Source organism: Paenibacillus sp. QJM3NY_38, assembly GCF_056173265.1.
In genome coordinates this window covers 1,198,760-1,222,971 of sequence record NZ_CM149665.1, presented here as the reverse complement: position 1 = coordinate 1,222,971, position 24,212 = coordinate 1,198,760, and the positions used below count along the sequence as shown (strand labels likewise).

At 42.4% G+C, this 24,212-nt stretch carries 20 protein-coding genes and 1 pseudogene; 2 read left to right on the top strand and 19 right to left on the bottom strand.

Going from position 1 to position 24,212, the window contains the following annotated elements; translation table 11 throughout:
- The 5 genes from AC0VZ8_RS05345 to AC0VZ8_RS05325 all read right to left on the bottom strand — a co-directional run bounded on the left by AC0VZ8_RS05345 (position 1) and on the right by AC0VZ8_RS05325 (position 8,798).
- Positions 1-957: a helix-turn-helix transcriptional regulator gene (locus AC0VZ8_RS05345; RefSeq protein WP_475486263.1), complete on the bottom strand. Its 957-nt coding sequence runs from the start codon at positions 955-957 to the stop codon at positions 1-3.
- Positions 958-1,121: 164 nt separating this feature from the next.
- Entirely contained in the window at positions 1,122-2,102 is a 981-nt protein-coding gene (locus AC0VZ8_RS05340; protein WP_475486262.1) for a hypothetical protein, read from the bottom strand.
- Positions 2,103-2,229: 127 nt separating this feature from the next.
- A complete protein-coding gene (locus tag AC0VZ8_RS05335; protein ID WP_475486261.1) occupies positions 2,230-5,529 on the bottom strand; it encodes a UvrD-helicase domain-containing protein in 3,300 nt (1,099 codons plus the stop codon).
- Positions 5,522-8,416 (bottom strand): PD-(D/E)XK nuclease family protein, encoded by a 2,895-nt coding sequence (locus tag AC0VZ8_RS05330; protein ID WP_475486260.1) that lies wholly within the window; start codon positions 8,414-8,416, stop codon positions 5,522-5,524. The genes AC0VZ8_RS05335 and AC0VZ8_RS05330 overlap by 8 nt, the downstream gene beginning before the upstream one ends.
- 85 nt (positions 8,417-8,501) lie before the next feature.
- A complete protein-coding gene (locus tag AC0VZ8_RS05325) occupies positions 8,502-8,798 on the bottom strand; it encodes a DNA-binding protein (protein WP_475486259.1) in 297 nt (98 codons plus the stop codon).
- Between the two features lie 330 nt (positions 8,799-9,128).
- On the opposite strand from AC0VZ8_RS05325, the gene AC0VZ8_RS05320 reads away from it, so the two are divergent.
- Positions 9,129-9,356 (top strand): HTH-like domain-containing protein, encoded by a 228-nt coding sequence (locus tag AC0VZ8_RS05320; RefSeq protein ID WP_475486258.1) that lies wholly within the window; start codon positions 9,129-9,131, stop codon positions 9,354-9,356.
- 64 nt (positions 9,357-9,420) lie between these two features.
- Here the strand turns inward: AC0VZ8_RS05320 and AC0VZ8_RS05315 are convergent, their stop codons facing one another.
- The 3 genes from AC0VZ8_RS05315 to AC0VZ8_RS05305 all read right to left on the bottom strand — a co-directional run bounded on the left by AC0VZ8_RS05315 (position 9,421) and on the right by AC0VZ8_RS05305 (position 11,584).
- The gene (locus tag AC0VZ8_RS05315; RefSeq protein WP_475486257.1) at positions 9,421-9,984 is read right to left on the bottom strand and encodes a hypothetical protein; all 564 of its coding nucleotides are present in this window, start codon (positions 9,982-9,984) and stop codon (positions 9,421-9,423) included.
- Positions 9,985-10,073: 89 nt separating this feature from the next.
- The gene (locus AC0VZ8_RS05310; RefSeq protein WP_475486256.1) at positions 10,074-10,823 is read right to left on the bottom strand and encodes a DUF6308 family protein; all 750 of its coding nucleotides are present in this window, start codon (positions 10,821-10,823) and stop codon (positions 10,074-10,076) included.
- A 20-nt stretch (positions 10,824-10,843) separates the two neighbouring features.
- Positions 10,844-11,584, bottom strand: coding sequence for a uracil-DNA glycosylase family protein (locus tag AC0VZ8_RS05305; protein ID WP_475486255.1), 741 nt, complete (start codon positions 11,582-11,584; stop codon positions 10,844-10,846).
- A gap of 123 nt (positions 11,585-11,707) precedes the next feature.
- Here AC0VZ8_RS05305 and AC0VZ8_RS05300 point away from each other — a divergent pair, with 123 nt between their 5' ends.
- Positions 11,708-12,679: a helix-turn-helix transcriptional regulator gene (locus tag AC0VZ8_RS05300; RefSeq protein WP_475486254.1), complete on the top strand. Its 972-nt coding sequence runs from the start codon at positions 11,708-11,710 to the stop codon at positions 12,677-12,679.
- 114 nt (positions 12,680-12,793) lie between these two features.
- On the opposite strand, the gene AC0VZ8_RS05295 is transcribed toward AC0VZ8_RS05300, so the two are convergent.
- From AC0VZ8_RS05295 to AC0VZ8_RS05245, 11 genes and pseudogenes are all read right to left on the bottom strand, one after another.
- Positions 12,794-13,621 (bottom strand): hypothetical protein, encoded by an 828-nt coding sequence (locus AC0VZ8_RS05295; protein ID WP_475486253.1) that lies wholly within the window; start codon positions 13,619-13,621, stop codon positions 12,794-12,796.
- 560 nt (positions 13,622-14,181) lie between these two features.
- Positions 14,182-14,787 (bottom strand): hypothetical protein, encoded by a 606-nt coding sequence (locus AC0VZ8_RS05290; RefSeq protein ID WP_475486252.1) that lies wholly within the window; start codon positions 14,785-14,787, stop codon positions 14,182-14,184.
- Between the two features lie 26 nt (positions 14,788-14,813).
- Positions 14,814-16,589, bottom strand: coding sequence for a DUF6273 domain-containing protein (locus AC0VZ8_RS05285; protein WP_475486251.1), 1,776 nt, complete (start codon positions 16,587-16,589; stop codon positions 14,814-14,816).
- Positions 16,590-16,603: 14 nt separating this feature from the next.
- Complete coding sequence (locus tag AC0VZ8_RS05280; protein ID WP_475486250.1) at positions 16,604-17,554, bottom strand: patatin-like phospholipase family protein; 951 nt, start codon at positions 17,552-17,554, stop codon at positions 16,604-16,606.
- Positions 17,555-17,558: 4 nt separating this feature from the next.
- Positions 17,559-18,707, bottom strand: a complete 1,149-nt coding sequence (locus AC0VZ8_RS05275) for a DUF4145 domain-containing protein (protein ID WP_475486249.1) — start codon at positions 18,705-18,707, stop codon at positions 17,559-17,561.
- A 417-nt stretch (positions 18,708-19,124) separates the two neighbouring features.
- The gene (locus tag AC0VZ8_RS05270; RefSeq protein WP_475486248.1) at positions 19,125-20,105 is read right to left on the bottom strand and encodes a restriction endonuclease PLD domain-containing protein; all 981 of its coding nucleotides are present in this window, start codon (positions 20,103-20,105) and stop codon (positions 19,125-19,127) included.
- An 89-nt stretch (positions 20,106-20,194) separates the two neighbouring features.
- Positions 20,195-20,524, bottom strand: a complete 330-nt coding sequence (locus tag AC0VZ8_RS05265) for a nucleoside triphosphate pyrophosphohydrolase (RefSeq protein WP_475486247.1) — start codon at positions 20,522-20,524, stop codon at positions 20,195-20,197.
- 370 nt (positions 20,525-20,894) lie between these two features.
- Positions 20,895-21,212 carry a hypothetical protein gene (locus AC0VZ8_RS05260; RefSeq protein ID WP_475486246.1) on the bottom strand — a complete coding sequence of 106 codons (318 nt, stop codon included), beginning with the start codon at positions 21,210-21,212 and terminating at the stop codon, positions 20,895-20,897.
- Positions 21,213-21,337: 125 nt separating this feature from the next.
- Positions 21,338-21,607 (bottom strand): annotated as a pseudogene (locus AC0VZ8_RS05255) (transposase); the annotation flags it as partial.
- 318 nt (positions 21,608-21,925) lie between these two features.
- Positions 21,926-22,273 (bottom strand): WXG100 family type VII secretion target, encoded by a 348-nt coding sequence (locus tag AC0VZ8_RS05250; protein ID WP_475486245.1) that lies wholly within the window; start codon positions 22,271-22,273, stop codon positions 21,926-21,928.
- A gap of 577 nt (positions 22,274-22,850) precedes the next feature.
- Complete coding sequence (locus tag AC0VZ8_RS05245) at positions 22,851-23,993, bottom strand: WXG100 family type VII secretion target (RefSeq protein ID WP_475486244.1); 1,143 nt, start codon at positions 23,991-23,993, stop codon at positions 22,851-22,853.
- Positions 23,994-24,212 lie beyond the last annotated feature (219 nt).

Here is a 24,212-nt window from a genome sequence, read left to right as displayed (position 1 = left end):
TTACTCTTGCTCATACAGCTTGCGCCATTGTTCAAGCCGCTCCTTCATCCGGTCCCGATAAGACACTGGGGCCAAAATCTCAGCATCCGGTCCGTATTGACTTACCCAATTCATAAATTCCCTGTCGTGATTCAAGGTGACCTCGAATAGCAATCCGCCATCTGGCAAATCCTTCATTTTTGGTCTGACGAACATTTCCTCTTCCTTGATGTAACGAGCGACGTCTGGCGAGAATTTCACTTTGAAATGGATTTGTTCTTCGCCGCGTTCAATCGACCACGTGTTCTTCATATAATTCTTCAGGTTAAAATCCCCGCGCTCAAAAGTGTGGTTGGTCATCTCCATAGAGCGGAAACGACTCAGACGGAAGGTCCGAATATCCTTTGCCTGATGGCAATAGCCGATCAGATAGAATCGTTGATCCCTCGGGACGAGGTAATATGGATCGATCTCTCGTTCCGTTTGTTGGTTTCGGCTCTGTGTATGGTAAACGACGGTGATCGTCTTTTCTTCAACAATGGCCTGAATGACTTGATATAGATAGTTGGGCGCATCCTCCCTATATGCAGGAGAACCCATTTGAATAATATCCGTGACATGTTTGAGGATTTCGCGATCCCGCTTCTTCTGCCGAAAATGTGACGCCATAACCTTATCGTATGCCGTTTCGAATCCCGGCGGCATGTTGCTCTGATCGACAAAGGAAGGAAGCATGGAGAAGACCAGTGCCTCCTGCTGCGTCCAATTGAATGGGAACATGGCAAAATCCCCAGCAAACGTATAGCCCTTGCCATACCCTTCGTTGGTAATCGGCGCCAGCACATCTAGCGAACGTAAATCACGGTATATCGTTCTTTCCTCGGCTTCACACCGTTCCGCCAATTCCTTGGCGCTGATCCCCGGCCTTGCTTGGATGGCATAGATAATTTTGAACCAACGAAACAGTTTATCAGACATAGTTCTAATCTCCTATGATAATATTCCTAATATATACATCATTCGACAGAGATTTACCATCCCCTTCTATACTCTCATAATTCCAATGGATTATTTTTTTGGTGTTCTCATGTTAGACATGCAATTAAAAAGGCAGGCATAGTAATATGCCGTACCTTGTCTCTTCAATCTTCAATTCCCACCTGCAACATATAGTCTTCACGTATTTGTGACAACGTTTTGCCACTTTCCTTATGTATAGCAAAAACATAAGTTTGAACACTTGACCATCCAAAAAGTTCTTTTAGCCAGGTCTGCATGGATAACTCCTGACCATCTACATTCACATTTCCATTCGATAGAAGAATAGCCTCATCGCCCTTACCTTTAGCTACGATAGTATCTCCCTCTCTTACCACTCCCCAGGTGAGCATAGCTTCGATCTTAGGCAGACTTCTTCTAGTGATGTCCTTCTTGGTTTTGATGACGGCGGGAAATGACCTATCTAAAAAATTAATATAATAGTCATCATGGTCCGCAACAGGAAGTAACTTTTCTGCGTTTATATATATGGCACTATTAATTTTGTATGGAACCAACCTAAAACAACTAATATCAACATTATTGCTATTTAACCAGGCTACGGCAGAAAGAGTTTGATCATCGAATTCTGATGCTACCAATATTATTCTTTGTTTGTTGTTAAAGGAGCTTACTGCACCGTTTCTTTCTAAAAACTCATTTAACTTCCTGATGCCAAGTTCATATGAAGTTAACTCGCTTGTTTCGTATTCATTTCGGTATTTTTCAATATAAGGAGCGTATACCTTTTTAACTAGCTCATCTGTAGATTTAATAGTAGCGTAACTAGCTGCATAACGAATGGCCTGGAATTCGAAAGCTTCTTTTCGGTTCTCAATATCTCTGCGGTCTCTTTTGATCTCTATCAAAACAACGTTACCATTGTTATCGATAGCAGTTAAATCACTTCTTCCATTCCTTTCGTTTTTAACCTGTCTTCCCACAATGAGCATAGATTCCTCTTCATCGCATAACATAAAAACACTGTTTCTTAAAATTTCCTCCAAGTCACTTTCCACCATATCTAGCTCCATAAAAGTAACTGATTCTATTTTTTCTGCTTTAGCACCATGAATGCTATACATATATACCTCCATATCATTCAGCAATTAATATTTATTCTCATCAAAAGAAGTTTATTTTCGATACCAAGTTATGACTGTGCCTAGTTAAGCAATCGTCGTACATTGGAACATGTGTTTTTTAGAATCGTTACAGCACCACATACCGCCCAATCCCCGCAAAATAAAGCCCCGCTTCTTTGACTTTGAAGCCAAAGGTATTTTCCCATTCAGCAGCGTAGACAAGGACCTGAGGACGGTAGAAATTAACAAATGATTGCAGTGCACCCTCCTCAACGTGATCGGTTTTGAAGTCAACAATGACCCAGCCGTCTTCTTCTTCGAACAGAAAATCGATGACGCCTCGCATGTAAGCATGCTTTACAGTCTCATCCTCGATTGCCGAAGCCGCGGCCACTTCCAGCTGGATGTCTTCCATTGCCAAGCTATTGTATGTCTTTAGCTCTTCAGTGCTCTTTCGAAGTAACACGGGTAGCTCGAACAACCGGCGGCGGGCATGGAAGCTTCGCTGCCACAACTCGCTGACGATTATACTTCGCGCAATCCGTACGGCTTCGGGTATGTACTCTGCTGCCAATCCTTCTTCGCTCGCAAGTAAATGTACGGACTCTTCTAGATCCGACTCGGCCAACCCTTTGCCGAGCATTTCCAGCGAGCGGTGGACAACGCTGCCGAAAGCCATCCCTTTCCCCTCTGAGGACCATTCCGGGCGGTCATGGAGCGTCTTGGTCTGTTCCGTTACCGATAGCAGCGAATAAGTAGGCCGGCTAATATCATTCAGCTGGCGCTGACGGGTTGCCCGAATGCTGAAGATATCCGGTCCTTCGGTCAACTCCGTTTTTGGTGTTTGTATGAGTTCAGGAACCTGAAGTTCCAGAAGTTCTAGCATTCCATCAACGAGCGGGGTCCATGGGCATTTGGCCGGCTGCTCAGGATATAAGCTGATGACCAGCATTTGCTTGGCCCGAGTAGCAGCTACATATAACAATCGATCTTTCTCTGCCTTTTCGAATGTCCGCTCCCGCTCACTCATTAGGCTCCAACCCGGAGGCTGAGCTACCATTTTCGATTGAAAAGCCCCTACCTTTTTATGGATCGTAAAATACCCTGCCGCCGGATCAGAAGACCGATCGATATATTGCGCGGGATCGTGTTCGGATTCTTCGCATGGACCTGCGAGGAAAACAACAGCGGCTTCCAGTCCTTTCGCTTTATGCAAATTCATCACACGGACCGCTTGATCGCCACCGGCATACAGACTCGATGTTTCCATCCCTTGGCAGGCTCTTTCCATCAGTCGGCATAGTTCGCTCCAGCTTGAACCAGTTCGGGCATCGCTGTGCACAAGCTGCATCAATCCAACCAAGGTTCCAGCGCGTACCGAACCTGCGGGTAATGCCGACACATACGGTACAATTCCCAGATCTTCTACGATAAGGCTGAAAGCCGCCGCAGCGCTTAATGTACGGACCCAATCCGAATACACGCGTAGTTTGGCCAATGCTGCGCCAACTGGCTGCGCATCGTCGCTCAGGTCCCCCGGCGATATCGACTCGTATAGAGAGATCCGGCAGCCTACCTGCTTGTAAGCCCACAGCTGCTGATCGCTTAATCCAAATAACATGCCGCGCAGTACCGCCAGCAATGCAGGCTGATCGGAGGCATCCTCGAGGCAGCAGGCCAGCTGCCACAGCATCAGCATTTCTTCATAAGCGGCCGTGCTCCCTGAAGTATCGGCAGGAATACCGCTCAGATCCAGCTGTTCGGCATAGACGTGGATGAATTGTTTCGTTTTGGTCAGGATCATAAAATCCCCAGGAACCGCATTCCGGCATGTGCCGTCCCTCTGGATCATCTGCAGGTTGCCGTCGGTACAAGCCCATGAAATATAACTCGCAATACGCTTGGCATCTTCGATGGCAGCCGCAGCTTTGCCCCCAGCAATCTTGGGATGGTTCAACACGTGTACACCATGCCCTGCTGCTTGGGTCGAGAGATTCCAGTCCGTTTCCATCTTCGCGAACGCCGCTTGGTATTCCGTTTCGACAGAAGGAAATTTGTCTGCAAACCGACTGTTGATATACTCCCCAATCGATGGAACGGAGCGGAAATTCGATGTTAACTTGAGCACTGCCCCGCACTCCCGGATTCGCGCTTTGACTTCGTTGTAGATCGAGATATCTGCCCTGCGAAAACGATAGATCGACTGCTTCGGGTCCCCAACCAGAAATAGTGAGCCGGGCCTCGGCTTCAGTTCCCTCCAGTCCAGATCCTCCAGTATCGACTCGCTAGCGCCCGTCAGCAGAAATATAAGCTCTGCCTGAACCGGATCCGTATCCTGGAATTCGTCAACAAGAATCCGTTGGTACTTTTGTGCAAAATATGTCCGAACTTCACGATGGCTGCGAAGCAGCTTGGCGGTTTCCAAGAGCAGATCCTGAAAATTCAAACGTCCCGCAGACAAACGGCGTTCTTGGCAATAAGCAATAGCCGGGCGAACGAACGCAATCAGCTTCGGATATAAATATTCGCGCCATTCCTGCAGGAATGGCAGCAACACGGCCTGCTGCCAATCGAGTAATCTTGTCTTCATCTCGATGGCCTTTTCCTTGGATGTCCATCGCTTCTGCGTTACATTGATCTTGCCTTCGAACTCCTCAGCGATTTCAAGAATGCGCATATCGTCCTTCAAGTCGATCAGCCGCATCTTTTGGCGATTTGTACGTACAAGTATTTGAAGCTTGTCCCAGCCTGGATCAGGCTCAATCGATGGAATATACGGTGCCGCCGCGTCAAGCAGTGGAAAGAGCGTCTCCCGAATACGGTCGAAGTTTGGATAATTTCGTCCCTGACAAGGCAGCTCGACATCGGAGAACATGGATACCCGATCATAAATTTCCTTCAGGGTATTCACATTAACGCCGAGCGACGACAGTTCGTCATAGAGCTGCAGCTGCGTGTCATTCAATTCAGCAATATACTCATCCCAACAGGCAGCATGAAAGAGCTTATCCTCCTCTTCGGCCATCTCCTCAAAATAGGGATCGAGCCCCGCTTCGACCGGACGTTCCCGCAGCAGCAAACCGCAGAAGGAATGGATTGTTCCAATAAACATGAGATCAAGATTACTTAGAGCAGCCGAATATCGACTGCCGCTCATTGAACTGGGCTCAGCTGTCCGATTGGCGTTTTCCAACGCGACTCGGAATCGTTCCTTGAGCTCCCCAGCAGCTTTATTCGTAAATGTGATAGCCGCGATTTGTTCCGCATGCACGCCGTGATCAATTAAGGCAAGAAGCCTGCCCACCAAACTAGTCGTTTTACCGGAACCGGCCCCCGCCTCCACAAGCAGCGTCGTATCTAAATCTAGAAGGATCCGTTCACGGTCTGCTTGATCTGGAGGCATGCTTAATATGCTAGATTCAATCAATCTCTTCCACCTCCCGCAGTGAACCTAATGCAGCTTCATTAACAGCGGCTCCACGTTTGTTCACCATCCACTCGGCGTGCGAGCCGCACACCGCCTGGTAATTGCACCACGTACATGTCTTAACATCCTTCGTTGGAATGAACACCCCCTGGTTCATGGAATCCAGAAGCTTAGATACAATGTCGCCCAATTCCTCCCTGCGGTTTTGCTTTCTCCTAACATACTCTCCTCTTCCCCGTACAGTTGGAAAAGCATATTCCGCTTCCGTCACCCTCGCCTCAGGGTCTCTTCCTGTTACATGAAGCCACTGTTCAACCGCGATTGCATACAGGGCATGCTGCAGCTGTGTTCCTCCGCTGAAATATCCAGATGAGGCATACCTTTTTGTATTGCCTGTTTTATAATCAATGATTCGATATTCATGGGGGCCGATTCGGTCAACCCGGTCTACAAAACCTTTCAATCTTATTTGAATTCCGCCAGGCAATGTCAGCACCATCGGCTCACCTTCAGATGTCCCGAGTTCCAACTCGAAATAGCAGGGCTGTTCGGTCTTTCCTTCTTCGTTCATGTAAAAAACCTCTGCATCGCCCCGAATATCCTCAGATTCCTTCTTCAGCACATGCTCGCTTGGAGCTGGTATGGACTGCGTGGCATCTTCAAGCGCTTGGTCTACAATCATTTGCAGCTTGCGTCTGTCATGCAACGGCGGTTTCGTGCCGGACTCCGTAACCTCCTCTAAATACTCCCTGTATATATGATGCAGAAGCGTTCCCCGTTCATCGGGCTGCAGCCAACGGGTACGGTCAAAGACAGGAATTTCTTTAGGACGCAGTTTTAACACGGAATAAAAATAGTACTGCAGTCCGCATGCCGCATATCTCTCCAGTTGACTTACACTGATGGCTTGTTGTCCTAGTATTCCATCCGTACTTGGGGATTCCGCTATGTTCATACTCAGCCACCCGTCATATTTCGATAACCTTTCATCTTGGCGATGAACCCGGGCTAGATATCCCTGTGCCAAGGCTGGATACGCATGTGATACGGCTTCCCATCCATCTCTTGTTCCGCTTGGATCCCGAAGATATTGCGCCCATGCATCGATCTCATCATATGTACTTCTACGTTCTTCCGGATGCAGTACATCCATTACGCTGTACGGCTGGCCTAATACCCTCTCTAAATCACTGAAGTCCTGCGTATCATCCCCAGCTTGCAGCCTCATCATTTGCAGCATCTCGAATGCAGGGCTACGGCTTTCCCGCTCGCCCGGATCGTACGAAGCATAACTAAGCCATATTTCCCCGCAAATCAGTGATAACCTTGCATTACGAGCGCTCCTGATTTGATTAACTTGTTTACGGATCAGCTGCAAATGTGTTGATACCGCCGTCCGTTCTTCATCCAACAGCAGAGGATCTTGTTTGACCGGCACGCTCCAGGCTCGCTCATCCATGCCGACGATCCATGTTCGGTATCTTCCGCCGAAACCGCCGTTATGTATGGAAGTAACATGAACTGCCCCGGGCTTCGGTGTTGCATCGACACGGATTCGTATACTGTTCAAAATTCCCTTTACATATCGTACCGCCCACTCGGATGTCATTGGCCCAACCATAATTCCCGATAGACGTGTGTTCCAAGATTGAATCGCGGTTTTTACGCTCTGGTCGTCGCTCGAATGAACAGGCACATGCTGGTCAACAAAATCCGACAACCATTCGAGCAGCTGATCCGGCCTCCACTCACTTCCTTCCGGAAGATTGTCGAACCAGCCCTGAATCACCTCATGCAGTCTCATTCCCAGCTCTTGCTGCTCATCGCCTATATTTCTGGAATGAAGGATTGCGACATATCGATGTCTGCCCCAGCCGATTCCGCTGCGCTCCAGCAGGCGAATCCAAACTCCCGCGGATGCTTGCTGGTCAGGAATTTTCAGACATCCGTGACGAAGCATCTCGGTAAGCCGTGACACCGGGTAACCTTCCTCGATCCAATCAAGGATGGCCAATACGGCCTTGCCTGCCGTGCAATAAGTGATTGGGAGCCCGTTTGAAAACGTACTTGGAATCCCCAATGCCTCTGCCTGCGAATGGATCACAGGCACATATCGTTCATAATCGGACAACAAAATTTCCATATGATCAAGCGGAGCCGGTTCGGCTTGCATCCTGCGAAACCCTTCACGGACTTCCGCTAAACTTCCGGCAGCGCGAAACATCGTAAATTGATTATTAGAGAATCTTGCGTTGGTATAAAAAGGTTCATCGAAATCGATGATGTGCAGGCGGCTCCCCGCTATTTTTTTTACAAGACACCATTCCGTTCTAGACCAACCCGTGGGCTGGAGGATTAAAAAGTTGGTGTCATTCGCCGCTGGCTTGCAACAATCCGCCAAGCCGACTAAATCCGTCAGGCCATGCTCCCTGAGGAAAGTCTCATAACGACCAAGCAATTGCTGAAGAAACAAGCCTTTGTTCCTGTTCATAAAATCATTCGAATGGAATTCACCTGAACGAACACCAGCCATCCTCAATTCAACGAGCGACTGATGAACTTTACGGACCACCCCGGAGTTGACCATCGATTTTTGTGTAATGTAGCTGTGCGGGTCTGCTTCGACCTGATGGAGCATTAGCTGTCGAACCACCCAGAACAACTGATCCTCATCAAGCAAACGAAGCCCTCTGCGCGCTAGCTCTAATGCCGTATTGGCGTACACCATGCCCTGGAGAGTCTGGACTTCTACATTAAAAATAGAGCCGAATCGTTCGCAAATTCGCTCAAGCAATTGATGCCCTTGTGAATAGGATGGGACAATCAGCACCTTAGGGGATAGCGGATCTTCTATTATTTTCTGATACAATCGATCTACCAGGTCCATGCCAATTCTCCTCCCTCTTAATTCTATATACCTAAATTCGTCAAAGTTCCCACTGTCCCTTCCTAATTCCACAATAAAAAACAAATTACGGCAAATTTCTCTCACTTAAAGGGAATGATTGATGTTCTGTTTGGAGAAAAATATCGAATGCTGCTATACCTTCCATAAGTTCCACTATGACCAAGTCCTTCACAATAAACCGTATCACTCCGTAGACTTGTTGCTCAAATGAATCATAAATCCGACCAGCGCTCCGACATCCTTTAGGCACCGTATGTGTGCTGTTCGCAACGTAACCGATCTGTCCAATCGGAGGAATAACCGCCTGGATCGCCTCCTCGTCATACGGATTGCCAGGATCTTTGACAAGCTGTACGACCATCCCCGGCTTCAAAAAACTCGTGCCGAAATAATGCGAGGTACCTGTTATTGCAATAAAAAGCTTGCTTCATGTATACCTTCTTTCCGTTTCTCACTGAAACTCCTAGTATTTGCACTCCGGAAGTTTAGCCTAGTATCGTTGATTATCATATTTTATACTTCTAAATGAACAGCTGTTTGTCAGCGAATGCATGTTCTAATATAAAAAACCTTCACACGTCAGTCGTGTGAAGATCTGGTCAGGATTTTGCTGTATAAGAGGATTCAATACTTGAAGTCTAGAATTATGTCATTATTCAACAATTTACTATTACTGATAGGAGTGATTGAATTGGACACACGAAAATTAGGAGAAATATTAAGCGATATGTATAATAGGGCCCCGCATGGAAGACAGGTGACCATGATTCATCTTTTTGGAATTAAATATGCGGATGTTATTCTTACTAACCATCTGAACATTAAGGAGATTGTTGGCTTCTCAGGTATAAATTCTTCTTATGCTACGGAAGTAAATAAAGGAATAAACTTATCGGAGTTTGTGATACCGAAAGAATAGTATTCTACAATAAAGACCCCATCATTCCTGATGGGGTCTTTTTGGTCGACAAGATGTTACGACGTTATTCTATTTCTATAACATAAAATTTGCTATGAGCATTTAAGTCATTCCATTCAACCTTATAGTTGCCCTCTAAAGTAATCAAATCTTCATTTTTACCGGAACCTGTCGGTTTGTATATATCTCCATAAACGGCATACTCCTCTCTGAAAAATTTGTAGATGCCGTTATTATTTTTCCCCTGGTAAAATGGTTTGTCAGATACAAGAACAACACAAGCCGTTTTAGTGAATCCTAGTCCCCTCAACTCTTCCATGAATTTGATATCTTTCGTGAAGGAGTATAATTGTTCAGGATACTGTCCATTTAGAGGGCATTTCAACTCAATCGCGTATTTCTCCAGCTTATCCTCTGAAAAAATTGAAATGTCGATTTCTTTTTTGATGGTGCTATAATTGCTTGAAAAATACGAAACATTGCGCTCGAACTGAACTTTGTATTGGGGGAGTATTTCTCTTAGAAAAATCCCCAACTCATGTTGCAGGCTGAATTCGTTATAAATTTCAATATGGTTTTCTTGAACGTGCCTAAAGAATTCTAATATGCTCTTTTTCAGTTCTAGCATCTGCGCCACCTCTATCCGTAGAGAAATCCCACAACTAGCAGGAAACCAATGACATACTTCTAACCCATATGTATTTGTAATGCTCCCAGTCAATTAATGTTCAATCCATCCTGAAGCAAAATCAAATCGATAATTCTTAACGGCGGCAAATTGTACTGTTGGGCCAATTGAAATATTGGTTCCGCCGCCGGTTCATCGTTCAAATAATCTTGTAAAGCAAATATGTATGCATGGTACTTGTAGTAGTCTTCAATTCGCTCGCTTCCAAACACGGCTTTGCAAATTTGCTTGTCGAAGATTGGAAATAGCTCTGGATGCATAAAATGAAGCAGCTTTGTTGTGGTCGCAAAATTCAGCCGGTGATCGTCATAATTAATAATAGCGTTAGCAAGTTGAACAAATTGTTTAATCAATACCGGAGGTCTTCCAAATGCTGCGCCAAAGATCCTCTCTCCGTGGTGAATGCCGATGATCGGATCATTTAGTCCTCCTAAATAAGACTCTGTACCAACCTCCCACAATTGGCTGGCATGGAACACGTTCTCCAAATCAGCAAGCTGGAACATCGATTTTCGATCCAATCGAACGGCCGGAATACGAGCAACCCAGGCAAAAACCAATGCCGCCCGCTCAATCCAAGCCTCCTCGCTGTTATTAAATGCTCTCGTTTCCTTGAACCGATGCAGAATAACCGGGTAAGACTTGCTATACCAAAAGCCTCGATCATTTTGACTCGTTGGATACGACTGCTGCATCACTTGAAGCGAATATTTAATCTTATCATGAGCGAGTAGTCGCTTTAATGATTGTGCTGCATGCTCATAAGGATTCGTTTCCATTTCGCGACCTCTTTCCCCTTTTATCGGTCAGTGACAGTGATTAAATCAGGCATCCTTTCCTCATCCGTTCGTTCCAAATATGCCTTGATTCGCAGCCAATCCGCCTTCTGTTGTTCAAAAGGTCTGTTCCTCCGGCCTAAACTGCCGCAGTGGAACACCGGAAATACTGCTGTATTCCTGTCGACGATGATCGGTGATTCCCGTTCGACCAATTCCTTGAAGTTTACACCCTTATAACCATACTCACGCAATAATGACTTGGTTGCCTTTTCCCCCAATGTGACAACAACCTTGGGTTGAATAATCTCCTCAATGAGAGGCTTAAGAAATGTGGACACGCAATTTCGAAACCAAGATCCTCTCACTTTACCAGCTAGTCCGCCTTCTGTTTTCATGCACAAGATCGCATTGGTGAAAAATAAATCGGCATGTTTGTTTTTAGCGGTACTTTCGTTAATATCCACGCCCGCAATATGTAACAATTGAATCAATGCGCGATTGGTCGAGCTATTATCCACATTACTAACACCTTCTTGTTTTACCAGTGTATTGATATCTCCCCAATCCTGGCCGACAACCATCATTTTGGCATCCAGACTGCCTTGCCACTCTGTCCAGTGTCCGATTTCATTCGTATCGAATCGCCCGTTCTGCGCTTGGCCCGGATTTATCAGTTCACACTGCGCAAGATCGCACATCGTGCAATTCTTCCGTTGATTGACTAGTGCTTCATAAGCCATTTGTTTGTTCGTCCTACTCATATGATCGCTCCTCACTTTTGATAGACTTTATCGATTGTCATGCTAATCCACCTAATCATACCATTTTATGTGGACATAATATGTCCATCTGCTAAAATTATCATCAGGATTATGATTGGAGAGGTGAGGAAGATCAGTAGATCAGAAGCGGGAAATAAACAAAGAATCTTGTATATATTTGATAAATTGCTTGAAGGACAATTGATTCGAAAATCCGAGATGGCAACGAAATTTCAAGTCAGTGAAAAAGCGATTCAACGTGATATTAGAGACCTTCGAATCTATTTTGATGGAATACGGGAGTTAACATATTCTCGCAGCAAAAAAGGCTTCATATTGACCGATACGCAGCAGAAGCAAATGACGAAAGAGGAGATCATCGCCGTATCGAAGATCCTATTAGAAAGCCGCGCTTTTCCTAAAAGTGATGTTGAGGCAGTCCTAAAGAATCTTATCCTTCTAAGCCACCCAGATTTACAAAGTCCGATCGATAAATTTATTCGAAATGAGCTTCATCATTATAAACAGCCTGGACATGGACGAAGTATTTTTACAAAGCTATGGGATCTTCAACAAGCGGTGCAAAACAGGCAAGTCGTCACCATGAGTTACCTAAGGGAGAGTGATCCTCACCCGGTGGAGCGCATAATCAACCCAGTGGGCATTATGTTTGCCGAGTATTATTTTTATCTGATGGCATATTTGCCGGATAAAGACTACGATTCGCCTATCCCCTACCGTCTGGATCGAATCGAGAAATACTCGATCAACCAAGAGCATTTCTTCATTAAAGATACCGAACGCTTTCAAGAGGGTATTTTTCGAGAGCGGGTACAGTTTATGCATACAGGGAAGCTTCAAAGAATAAAATTCCGCTTTAGAGGAAAATCACCGGAAGCCATCTATGATCGGCTGCCTAATATAAGAGAAGTCAGTCGTGATCGAGAGGGAATCGTTTTTGAAGCTGACGTATACGAGCAGGGAATCAAGATGTGGTTACTGAGCCAGGGCACACGAATTGAGGTGCTAGAACCCGCACATTTTCGGTTAGAGATACAAAATACGATTAAAGAGATGTTGGAATTGTATACATGAAATACGTTTTATCGAGGTGCCGAGATATGGCACCTCTTGCTTTTTATACTAGGAAAAAGACAAAGATTCAGATTACAGGCCAAACGTGCTTTACGCATTACATATAATCAAGAATCAATCGGCCCATATTGGAATTTCGTAATTAAGGGCTCTGCATGTTCTTTTTATTTTCCTCTTAAAAGGAGCACACCAGTCCTCTCGTTCATAAATTATCACTTGCCGTTCTTCTTCATGGTTATCATAATACTCCAGCTCCATCTCCAACTCTTGGAGCGTAAAAATCCCATGCTTATCCGATTCTTTACAAGAATAACAATAAAACCAGCTATTCACATACGTATCTGCATCTGTCTCTAATATGTCACCGCAATGGGCTTCGCATATATGTGCTTCGATAAGAGATACATCAACACCGTACTTGCTGCAGAACGGCAGTAATATCTTCAATGCCTCCTCAGCCATATCCCGTCTTTCGAATATATAATTCACTCCCCAGTGATACGGATGTTGATGATGTTCAATTAGAAACGCAAGGAACTCTTCATATCCTTCCAAATATAAGTCTGCACACATATTTTCATATCTTTGCTCTTCCGCCACATCTAAATTTCCATAATCATTGCTGCCGCTAACCCAATAGTACGTCTTTCGTTGAGGCCGCCAAGCAAATATTTGCTTCTGTAGACCTCGCAGCTTTATCGTGTATTGATAGATTTCCCATGCATATGGACCGTCATCACCTTCAGTGAAAATGAAATCATCATGATCATCAATGAGCTCGTCGATGTCCTCCATTAGCTCGTCTACAGCGTCCTCCAAATCTTCAGTTACCTGTTGAAGCGATCTTTCCCAGTTATCAAGCAGATGGATATACGAGCTCCGGATCAATAAATATGTGTCTTCATACGGATGCGGATCAAATGCATATTCACCATCCTCCACGTATTCCTCCAGACAATGTTCCGAACAGAATTGATTTCCTTTCGAATCAATCATATATTTTTCATCGGTTTCTTTATGACAATACTCACACAACATTTCCCAACACTCCTTATTAATCAAAGTGACCAAAACAAAATCGCGATGATAAGCTGCTTGGAGTGTAGCTTCCGAAGCTTTATCATCGCGATATTCCTCAGTACATGAAAATCAATCCCAACATTAATATACACAGGCATTTCATAAAATTCTAAACCTCACTGGCTTAGACCTTCGCCATCTTCCTCGAAATATCCAAGCCGCCAGCCGTATGACCGGCCGTTCTGCTAAGCAAATATAAACAGATTAAAGATGGTGAATGCTCCCATTACACCAAATGCAATCGTAATAAAACCAATCTTCGGATGGCCTCCTTTCACAAGCCCTTTCATGAGATGCCTTGATTCAGATGATAATCAGTCAAGCATGGCTCTTTCGCGATCCGATACTCTTAGTTGCATTGTACGGCATCTCCAACCATCTCAATAAAATAAAGGACGCGATTTACTCGTGTCCTTCTCGGGTTATTTAATAAATACGATGTATACCTTGTCTATCATTAGCGGGTTGCGATCTTCATAAAATTCAACCTTCTCCTGCAGATCAGCCGGTAAATTCTTAATTAAGTGTTGCGCGGCGAGTAACGTATGGTCACCAAAATCATAGATTACCATAAATTTCATTGCTGCTGCAGAGTCAATTGACTTCACTTTTGATTTTCCTTCAAGCAGACCTCTGATATCTTTTACAAGTCCATTTCTTTGAGCTGATCCAAATTTATAACCGTTATTGATTGGTTTATTACATTTGATCTCAGCAATAATGTTGATTTCTCCAGTAACAACGAGATCGTAACCATTATCATTCGGTCTGCTCTGGAGTACTTGATCCAAGTAGACTTGATAATTCTGTTTTACATAAGGGAAGCGTTCACTTACCCAATTAAGGAATCGGACGGTCGCTTTATATGTAATGATGTTATGGATGTCCTTCAACGTAGTCTTAATATCTTCGAAGTCTTCAACTGATAACCGGGAATAATAATCTTCATTGGAGCCGGTTATTTTGTTAGCTATAAATTGGTTAAATCGTTCCTTCAATTCAGCTTCTTTATCGTATGGCAGGCTCATCGTTTCCCCCTTGCTATCATCAAAAACTAATCTTTTATAAAACGAAATGGACTGTCTATTGAACCTGTCCCTTCAAAGGGCTCTAATTTCTTGATGTATAATGCAGGTCTAACTCCGCCAGCTTCTTTATAATCAGCCTGACCTACTCTACCATCGTCATATATACATCTATAAGCACCTTCAGCATAATTTCTTTCTTTAGTTGAGTGATCCCTTGTCCAATAAAAATTAGTAGTTGTTAGATCACTCTCTAATAGACGATATTCTAATCCTTTGTTTCTTAATAAAGTAACGATCTCTTCAATAGATAGCAAAAAAACCTGTTCTTTGCTTGTTAATTTAAAGGCAGTTTCGTATTTTGACAGGCACCTGGAGATCTCCTCATTGTATTCCAAAAGTCTTCTTACAAAATGTTCCTCACCATTCCGCACCTTATGCCAAAAAATATACTTATGCTTCGTTTGAAATATTGAATCAATTTCTTTAAAAGTGAACTCCCTTAAAAATTGATGCTCGGAATTCAAGAACATTTGAATTGAAGTTTCCCCCCATTTGGATGGGACATTCCAAGCAGGTCTGTTCATATCCATCATCGGCATGACATCAAGAACACGATGAGAAAAGAGTAAATAGCGAGATTCATCTGCATCAATTAGCTGCCATATAATTCGATTGCCCTTATATACCCCAAACTCGACGAAATCACCCAATTCTGGAGGTTTCCTTTCTTGTGCCACCTCTTGATTTATTTCAATGCCGCTATTTGTAGTTGATCCTGAGATCATCTGAAGGTTAATGAGCAGCTCCATTGAGAAATCAAATAAGTTGACATCTCTTTCAGTAATCGTATACGCCGTATTCTTAAGATATTGTTTGACGATAGATAACTTTAATTGATGTTCGTCAACAGCAACATCGGACTGTTCCAATTGTTCGGCAATTGTTTCGTAAATGTATCTTTCTTCGTTATCAATTTTAATGGTCTTTTCAATACCTTTAATTAGAGATGCCTGGTAAGGCTCAATGCCAGCTACAGCCTCCATATTGACATCTTGAAATAGTCGATCAATAAGCTCAGGTTTTTTGATCAGTTCCATGAAAAAATCTCTGTAGGAGATTTTCCCTTTAATATTTAACCCCACTTCAGCTAATGCCGCTTTAAGGAGCATTAAATCAAAAGTGTTCCATTCACCTTTTGAAATTGTATAAAAATCATTCAACACACATACAAGCTTTTCAATGTCATGGAGGTCCGTGTAGTCCTGACCATTGTATGACTGATACTCTATCGTTGTTTTCCAATGAAGCAAATTCACATTCCGCTCTATCTTTTCTAATCGAGTTTCAAGCTGCAACATATCTGATCGAACTTGTTTAAAGAATACGACAAGCGTTTTAAAAACCTGATTCATTTCATGATCAATGTCCAGCAAAACCGTGTTCAATTTGTTGTTAACTGCCATAACCAGGTCAAACGTCAATAGATTTTGTTCAGCCAATTTCTGAATGGTTTGCTGTGCGGCATACTGTGACTTTGCTACATTGCGATCAATATCTGCTCGAATCCGCTTATTTACTCCGGTTAGATTGTTCCAACTCCGTTTAAAGAAACCCTGATCGGCCAATTCGCTTGCTCTGGAATCACTTACCGCAAGGCATGTAACGCTCTCCATAGTCAATTTATTGATTTCAGACCGATTATTCTTATGTATTGAAATCATATGTTCGATGAACTTCTCAATTTCTAGCTTTTCAGTCTCGGCCAGTACTTCTGTATTTCTTAGTTGAAGTTCTAATGTCATTCTGTCTGTTCCCCCTAGCTTGATAACAAATCATTGATCTCTGACTTTAACGTCTCGCGTTCATCCAGTAGTTGTTTACGTTTCGCAGAAAATTGTGATTCATGATTTCTCATAGTCTGCAATGTCGATTGTACCTTATTTTGAATTAAACCCATTTCATAGATTGGTCTGAAGATTCTGAGGGTATCGTTGTACCCCTCCTGAATTCGTCTGGCTGCACTTTCCGGAGAGAAGTCCATAGTACCGTTTACAAAATTACCTTGATGTTGTTGTGGCAATATTTCAATGATATTGGCATCAGGAAAACTTGAATGCTCAATCGTATCTTCTCTGTTCAAATGTACAACTATTATTTGCTTATACCCTTCGTCATACAAAGGTTTTATAGGTAGGTTATCCCTTAGCCCTCCGTCTACATACTTGTTGCCACCGATTTCTTCTGCACCATAAATAATCGGTAGTGCCGATGAAGCAAGAAGAATCGATTGAAGACGATTTGAAGTGCAGCTGTTAAGATTGAAGTAAGTGGCTTTCAAGAAAGGTAACTCGCAGCAGGTCGCAAATCCTAAGATGCTTGAATGACTTAAATCCTCTAAGTTCAAGTACTCATTAATAAGCTCAATCATGCCCTCCCTAGAAAAAATACCATGCTGTGAGAAAATTGTAGCCACTCTAAGAATTTGAGACATCGGTAACACGCTGCCAAGTCCCAGACCAAGCAGTGTGGATACAATTTTTTTAGGATTAACTGACAAAAGTTTTTGATGTGATATGGAAAGCCAAACTTTTTCAGCGAGAGCATAATTCCCTTGCATGAATAATGCTGCATTTAACGATCCTACCGAGGTCCCAGCTACTGCTTTAATATTTTTATCTACGCCAAACTCCCTTAGTGCTTTCCATACCCCGATATGGTAAGCACCTTTCCCACCACCACCAGCTAGAACTAAAGCCAAACCATTCAAAGTATCACCCCATTAACGTCATCAAATATTTGTTTCCTTTTTGCTTCTCTTTCAATTGCTTGAACAACTTCTCTACAGTACTGGCCCCGACGTTACTATACTTTCCGAGAATGACAAGTTCCTTTGGCAAGTGTTCAACTCTCGTCATTTGATCCTCGTTTAGCTGTTTCAACAGATTAGGGAATCCAGTGAATTCTTCTGTATTAAGTGGTATTTTTGATAATTCTTCCGTTACAACAATATAATCCTCTTTAAAGAAAAAGAATAACTCTCCAGGGCGTTCTATCATCAATTTTCTGCGAATTTTTTCTTCCTTAATATATTGCTTCAACTCTTCAAAGAATATTTCTTCATGCCTTTCATTGAAACGTTTGACGTATCGGTGCAATCCTTCCAAATGGTTTGGCAGCTCGCTCATGATTCGTGCCTGTTGCTCCGCTCCCAACCGAACAAGAAAGGTTTCCGATTTCTCGAAACGTTGTGGCAGCAGGAATGTATCACGTAAGAAGTATGGAATATCCACATGCTGATCGTTGTACGTTATTGTTCGAATCGTTGTTAAACCAGGCGATATTGATTCAGGAACAGAGATTGTTGCAGCAACCTCCTCTGCCGCTTGGCTTTCAGACTCCTCCTTTGTTTTTCTAAGAGATGAGACAAGCAGCTCCTCAACAGCTTTCAGCCGTTCCTGAATTTCAACGATTCCATAGGATGGATTTTTTTGTGGCGATGGATCTTGATAATTAGGGAACTCCAGACTCACTGGTCCATACACTTCAACATACCATTTCACAATTCGGTAAATAGATTCCCAAGAAGACAACGCTTCAGAATACTTGAACATCCGAGTGTCGTGTGCTGCATCATTCCCAAGTTTGCGAACAGAATGAAGATCGTTTCGAATATCCGGTGTGAGCAATTCATTTTTATTCAGTAAATCAATTTTCTCAAGAAAACTCATTCGCTGATCCTCAGGTAGCTTCTCCACTTGAATCACTTTCTGGAGTATATTTTCAACAAAAATTCTGGCATGAGTAAGCATCATACGCGGACTGTTAAAAATACTGTTCTCAAGCTCACGCGCCACGAAGGCAAGCTCTCTAGATATAGGTTCTAAAAAATGATAAAAATATGTCGAGCGCTCTATTTCCATGGCGTATTCCTCCAATTAACTTATTATTCAAACGTAAATGTAATAGTCGGGTCAAATGAATCATAGACTATCTACCCATTTCGACATACAACTACATTTTCCTTTTCATTCGAACAGTTTTAACGCAATTCCTCTTATCAGAGGAATGCTATTCCCGCCCACTCGAAGGTTTGGCTAATTACACCGTTTAATGATGGTAATTAACCGTTTTATGGATCCCCTAGTGCGTCACTTAAAAGAAATAGGTTATAGTTTTAAAACATTACTGGTATGCACTAAATATTTGCAAAAAAATTGTAGAGGCATTCCATCAGTTATATGGATGAAAGGAGTTGTTTAAGCCCCCTTCTATACAAAAAAGCCTCAGAGTATTGTCTCTGAGGCAAATCTTTTCAATTTGCTATGTAATTTCTTACTCTACTCACTGTATTTCACCTCGAACGCTCTTTGTGCAAACTCTTTTAATTCATTCATGCTCAGTCGCTCTTCCTTAAGCCATTCTAAATAAATCCATAGTTCATTCTTATACTCATCCATATGCCAGTCACTCCTGCGATGAACTAGATTGTGTCTTTCAGCTAACTTAATTTGGTTCTGAACTCCCTCTTCATTTTTCTTCCTACCAAATCTTAGTATTAGACACTTATCATTAGTGTCCAACTTGGCAAAGCCATATCTTTTTTTGTTCGGTTCTTTATGATAGCCTATCCTATAATTTCTTGTAATCTGGTAGTTCGCTTGCAAACTATTAATCAAAAGACTATCAATTTCTCTTGCAATGTACTCAAGATCGTTAAATTGTTTAAACCAAAAGTCGTTATTTTTATTCTTCATAAAAAGATTACTTATCTCCAAATTAAATTTGGGGAATGTTGGTGTTCCCGCTTCTCGAGTATAGCTGTCAATTCTACTAATGATGTTGTCTATTTCTCCAAGTGTTAAAGCATCGCTGCTAACGCTGATTATATTATCAAGGACATTCCTTAAATGATCGGGATCTTCTAGAAGTACGCCCCATTCGTGTTTATGCTTTAACCCTGACTCCGTAAAGTTTGCAGAAGTTATTATCCCCTTGATTAGATCACCACCTCTTGCGGACATGTAAATTTTTCCATGGAGATCATCATCAATGTGTACTCGAAAATGTGTATTTGCAGCTTTACTATTAGCTATAAGAGATCGGAGAGAATTCGCTTTTTTGAACAAATCTGGATCATTATCTTTCAATGTAGTAATCAAAACAATGTTCTTTACACCCGATGGAGTTATTATGTTATTAAAGAAATCATCTAGTGACTCCATTAAGAATGGACTGATTATGTATAACTCATCAACATTCCTACCTAGTTCTTGTAGCTCAACCAAATGAGTTGAATCAATGTTATTAAGTATCTTCATATCTTCATAAACACCATCTTTCTTATTGCTAATCTTCCAGAACCCCTCAAATCACCTCACCCGCAAAGTTTTCTGTAATCAGTTTGACATTAAGCGTTGTCGTCGACATCAATTAGATACACCCGTTCTTGGAATCCGCCTCGAGCTTCCGTCTCCTTCTCTCTCAAGGCTTCAAGCTCTTCCCATGTTGCTCCATGTACGATCGCCAACGCCCGGATAACCTCAAGTATATCTGCAAGCTCTTCCAATGACTCCTTTGAACTTTCAGCGGCAAAGTATTCCTCCGACTCTTCTTTGAGCTTTATGATCAATTCTTTCTTATACTCTTCCTCACCCAAGATCCGTGTGCGAAATTCTTTGCCCGTAGCTTCAATGACTTGGGGAATGAGATCCCGAACTAACTTATTGTAAACCGGCATAGATGCTCATCCTTTACATGGTTAATTATGTATTTACATTGTATCATATCAAAATATCGTTCGAAGAAGCTTCCTTGCGTTAAACGAAGTTTATAAGTTACCTAGATGAGGAGCTCTACTTTTAGGCATTCTCTTGAACCACGTCTTATTGCCATCGATTTAATTTACCCGTTACAATCGCTGTTAGGCTACTTGTGTGTATCACTGCAAAATAATAGGCTGTAGGCTTTAGCAGCTACAGCCATTAATGTAACGTAAGAGCGTTATTAACGTTATAAAATTAAAGCATACATTGAGTACATCTAATTCAAGAAACCTTCATGTCATTTTAACAGACCCGTTATTTCGTCTATTGTTTATTGATTTTTGTTTACTCTATATTATCAAGAAAGTCATGAAATATTTCTCTTGTTACTACGCCAGCTCCAGGTATAATTCCCTTTACTTTTTCTATAATAAAACGGTTTTCACGTATTATTCGTCTATTTTCTTCACTGGTAAAACTCCTTAAAGAGTCAATACAGACTTCAAATAAATCAGCATCCTCAACACTCGCTAAAGTTAGTAAAATTTTTAACTCTTCCAAATTGGAGTCATCACCTAAACAATAAGCTAAATTTTTTTGCCAACCTAGAGATTTTGTCAATAGGTCATCTGATAACTTATTCCAATCTTCTTGTTTAAACATTTTAATTAATTTATCAGCAGTTAAACAACCAACGTCATACCAGTAATTATCTGCATCTTGAAAATCTGTTAAAAGTGTATCAAGTTCCTTATACTGGTCATAGCCCCGTGTAAGTTCGGATTGAGCTTTTTTAGATATTCTACCTGCGCTTTCAGATAAGCATTTTCTTCTTCTGCACTGCTAAAATGCTTCTTCGTCCAGCGTCCCCGGTAATCCTCAAAACTCTCTCCGTTCTGGCTTTTACGTACCCATGTGATAATCTGGCTCTCACTTTTAATTCCAAACTTCTCCATAATCCGGCTGTACGCCCAACCTTCTTCCACTCGCAAACGAACGGCCTCTTTCTTCGTTTCTTCACTATATCGATTAAAAGTTTGACCTTTCTTCGCTGGCATAACAAAAATCCCCTCCGGTATCCAGTGTTTGAGTTCATTGTAACATGTCCTCTTTTTTCACTGTCTACCATCAGGGGATAATACCATACATTTTAATACCTCCTTCTTTTATTTAAAACCTGGTGTCGGCTTTGTTCCTACTGGATAGGCTGAAATCACATCATCGCCCATTTTAATAACATCTATTTTAACCCCATTGACAGTTCCAGTGTGCAGTGTTTTTACACCTTCTATGTCAACACGAGTACCAATACTTGGCTTACCACCAATTTCTTTAACAGCATTGATTACTTCAGTTTCGGGGAATCAAATAGCTTATCAGCTCTTTCGACATAACCTTGGTAAGCACCTTTGGGTATGCCAGCTGTCCAGTAATCTGCCTACCAGAGCAAGAAGCAATAGCTCTTCATCTACTAATATAAATCGATAAGCAATGCGGTTTAATTCATCACTAATTGAATTCATATATTCAATCGTCAGGGTCATTTCGCTGCGGGCTCTATGAAAGTCTTCAAAAAAACGCTGCCGCGTCGTCCCCTCCCACATCAGCATGGTATTCATTTGATGGTCCAGTGAACTTATCATCCATTCCATTTGCAGGGACTGTAAACGGAACTTCTCAGCAACTTGAATCAGCAACTCGGGTGGAACCTGGATTTTGGGCATTTTTATCACTCCATTATCTCTTTACTTTCCGTTCAAGAAGCCATGGAGGAGGATTTAACATTTCCCGAGAATCAGAACTTTCTAGCGCATTTATTGGGATAAATTCATTACCAAGGGTTCGCAGTAGCTCGCTCCACTCCAAAAATTTCAGCCTCCCGTCATTCCAGCCTTCTTCAATGTTCCACCTCTGTCTCCATCTTGAGCATGCAAAAAAGCTCATTCCTCCTTATAATTCAAGTAGAAAAGAGCTTTTAAAAGTTCATCAAGTATGAGCTTTTGATTACGAAGGCTCTATATGAGTGAATCTAGGTACTCTTTCTTTGTATTCTTTCGCCGCATCAAATGGAATCATACATACATGTTCCGGTGCTTTTGTTCGAGATAAATGAATACCGTGTAGACAAACATCGCACCATATGTCTAAAAATCCTACTCTCGACTTCATATCTCCGACATATTGATAATCTATTCCACGTTTTTGGCAATTAGGACATTCAATTTCATGTCTTTTTGTATTGTTATTAGTGATGATAGTGGTTAACTTAATCCAGTCCTTAAAATGTGAGTTAATCAATTACTACCGCCCCTTTCGCTTAAAATATTCCCACCATGCGTCTTCTGAGCCATATGCCCCTTTTTCAAATTCGATTAGCATCTCGTAAACTAGGGGCTTTCCAAAAGTTTTAGTTTGATAGATATGAATTCTCTCGTGTCCTAATGTTTTAACTAAGTTTTCCTTACTGCTAAAAGCATCGGGGTACAACAATATCCTGTTTCCTTTTGGGTCAGCCCACCCGTACAAGTCCTTACCTATCAATTCAGCATCTCGAACTATTTCTATCTTTATTCCCTTTAATCCAATACCTGCATCTTCAGCAATCTTTTCAACGTGTCTTAATTGCATTGGCTCAGAGAGGTTCTCGAATGCTCCTGTATTTGAGGATTTACGATATAAATCCTGTTCAAAGTTACCCTTCCCCTCAGTCCTTCCCTTACCGCCATCTCCCCCCGCATCACGCTTCAATCCATCATTACCTTTTCTAACTTCATACTTAACCCTTGGACTCAATATATCTTTCGGTTTCATAAGAGGTACTGTTGCACCCGTAGCAATTCCTGCTGCTCCTATGATACTAGCAACATGTTCTGTAGACCAAGCTTTTGTAGGAAAAATAGCTTCTCTAATAGTTCCATGCACTCCAAAGGTCATGCCATTGGCGAAGTCATTCGGGGAATCAAATAGCTTATCAGCTCTTTCGGCATAACCTTGGTAAGCACCTTTGGGTATGCCAGCTGTCCAGTAATCCAAAAAGCTCCACACCGAAGAATACCGTTTATCATATCGCTCATTAGAAGCATCCATTATTCCGTTTCCTATTTCTTTCAAGCTGCCCCAGGCCTTTTCAAGCCAAGTTTTGGGCTCCTCTTTTCTGCCTACCAGAGCAAGAGGCAATAGCTCTTCATCTACTAATATAAATCGATAAGCAATGCGGTTTAATTCATCACTAATTGAATTCATATATTCAATCGTCAGGGTCATTTCGCTGCGGGCTCTATGAAAGTCTTCAAAAAAACGCTGCCGCGTCGTCCCCTCCCACATCAGCATGGTATTCATTTGATGGTCCAGTGAACTTATCATCCATTCCATTTGCAGGGACTGTAAACGGAACTTCTCAGCAACTTGAATCAGCAATTCGGGTGGAATCTGGATTTTGGGCATTTATATCACTCCATTATTTGCTAAGCCCATTATACTCAAATACAAATAACTGGAAAACATTCCAAGGTCCTGAATTTCTCGCCTTTGTCCGATCAACCTCATAGAATCGGTTAAACGGTATCGCTTCATTCATCGGTACCCTCCGTTGGTTAAGACTAGCTTTTGTTATGATTACACAAACATCCATAAACACAAAGAAGCTGCCCCAAAAGCCATCAT

Bases quoted from the DNA above. Each gene is read 5' to 3' on its own strand.
- AC0VZ8_RS05330 (WP_475486260.1), bottom strand. From the start codon at position 8,416: ATGGACCTGGTAGATCGATTGTATCAGAAAATAATAGAAGATCCGCTA.
- AC0VZ8_RS05275 (WP_475486249.1), bottom strand. From the start codon at position 18,707: ATGGAAATAGAGCGCTCGACATATTTTTATCATTTTTTAGAACCTATA.
- AC0VZ8_RS05285 (WP_475486251.1), bottom strand. From the start codon at position 16,589: ATGACATTAGAACTTCAACTAAGAAATACAGAAGTACTGGCCGAGACT.
- AC0VZ8_RS05265 (WP_475486247.1), bottom strand. From the start codon at position 20,524: ATGCCGGTTTACAATAAGTTAGTTCGGGATCTCATTCCCCAAGTCATT.
- AC0VZ8_RS05310 (WP_475486256.1), bottom strand. From the start codon at position 10,823: ATGGAAACGAATCCTTATGAGCATGCAGCACAATCATTAAAGCGACTA.
- AC0VZ8_RS05340 (WP_475486262.1), bottom strand. From the start codon at position 2,102: ATGTATAGCATTCATGGTGCTAAAGCAGAAAAAATAGAATCAGTTACT.
- AC0VZ8_RS05325 (WP_475486259.1), bottom strand. From the start codon at position 8,798: ATGGTCGTACAGCTTGTCAAAGATCCTGGCAATCCGTATGACGAGGAG.
- AC0VZ8_RS05250 (WP_475486245.1), bottom strand. From the start codon at position 22,273: ATGCCCAAAATCCAGGTTCCACCCGAGTTGCTGATTCAAGTTGCTGAG.
- AC0VZ8_RS05245 (WP_475486244.1), bottom strand. From the start codon at position 23,993: ATGCCCAAAATCCAGATTCCACCCGAATTGCTGATTCAAGTTGCTGAG.
- AC0VZ8_RS05260 (WP_475486246.1), bottom strand. From the start codon at position 21,212: ATGTTTAAACAAGAAGATTGGAATAAGTTATCAGATGACCTATTGACA.
- AC0VZ8_RS05315 (WP_475486257.1), bottom strand. From the start codon at position 9,984: ATGCTAGAACTGAAAAAGAGCATATTAGAATTCTTTAGGCACGTTCAA.
- AC0VZ8_RS05305 (WP_475486255.1), bottom strand. From the start codon at position 11,584: ATGAGTAGGACGAACAAACAAATGGCTTATGAAGCACTAGTCAATCAA.
- AC0VZ8_RS05345 (WP_475486263.1), bottom strand. From the start codon at position 957: ATGTCTGATAAACTGTTTCGTTGGTTCAAAATTATCTATGCCATCCAA.
- AC0VZ8_RS05290 (WP_475486252.1), bottom strand. From the start codon at position 14,787: ATGAGCCTGCCATACGATAAAGAAGCTGAATTGAAGGAACGATTTAAC.
- AC0VZ8_RS05270 (WP_475486248.1), bottom strand. From the start codon at position 20,105: ATGAAGATACTTAATAACATTGATTCAACTCATTTGGTTGAGCTACAA.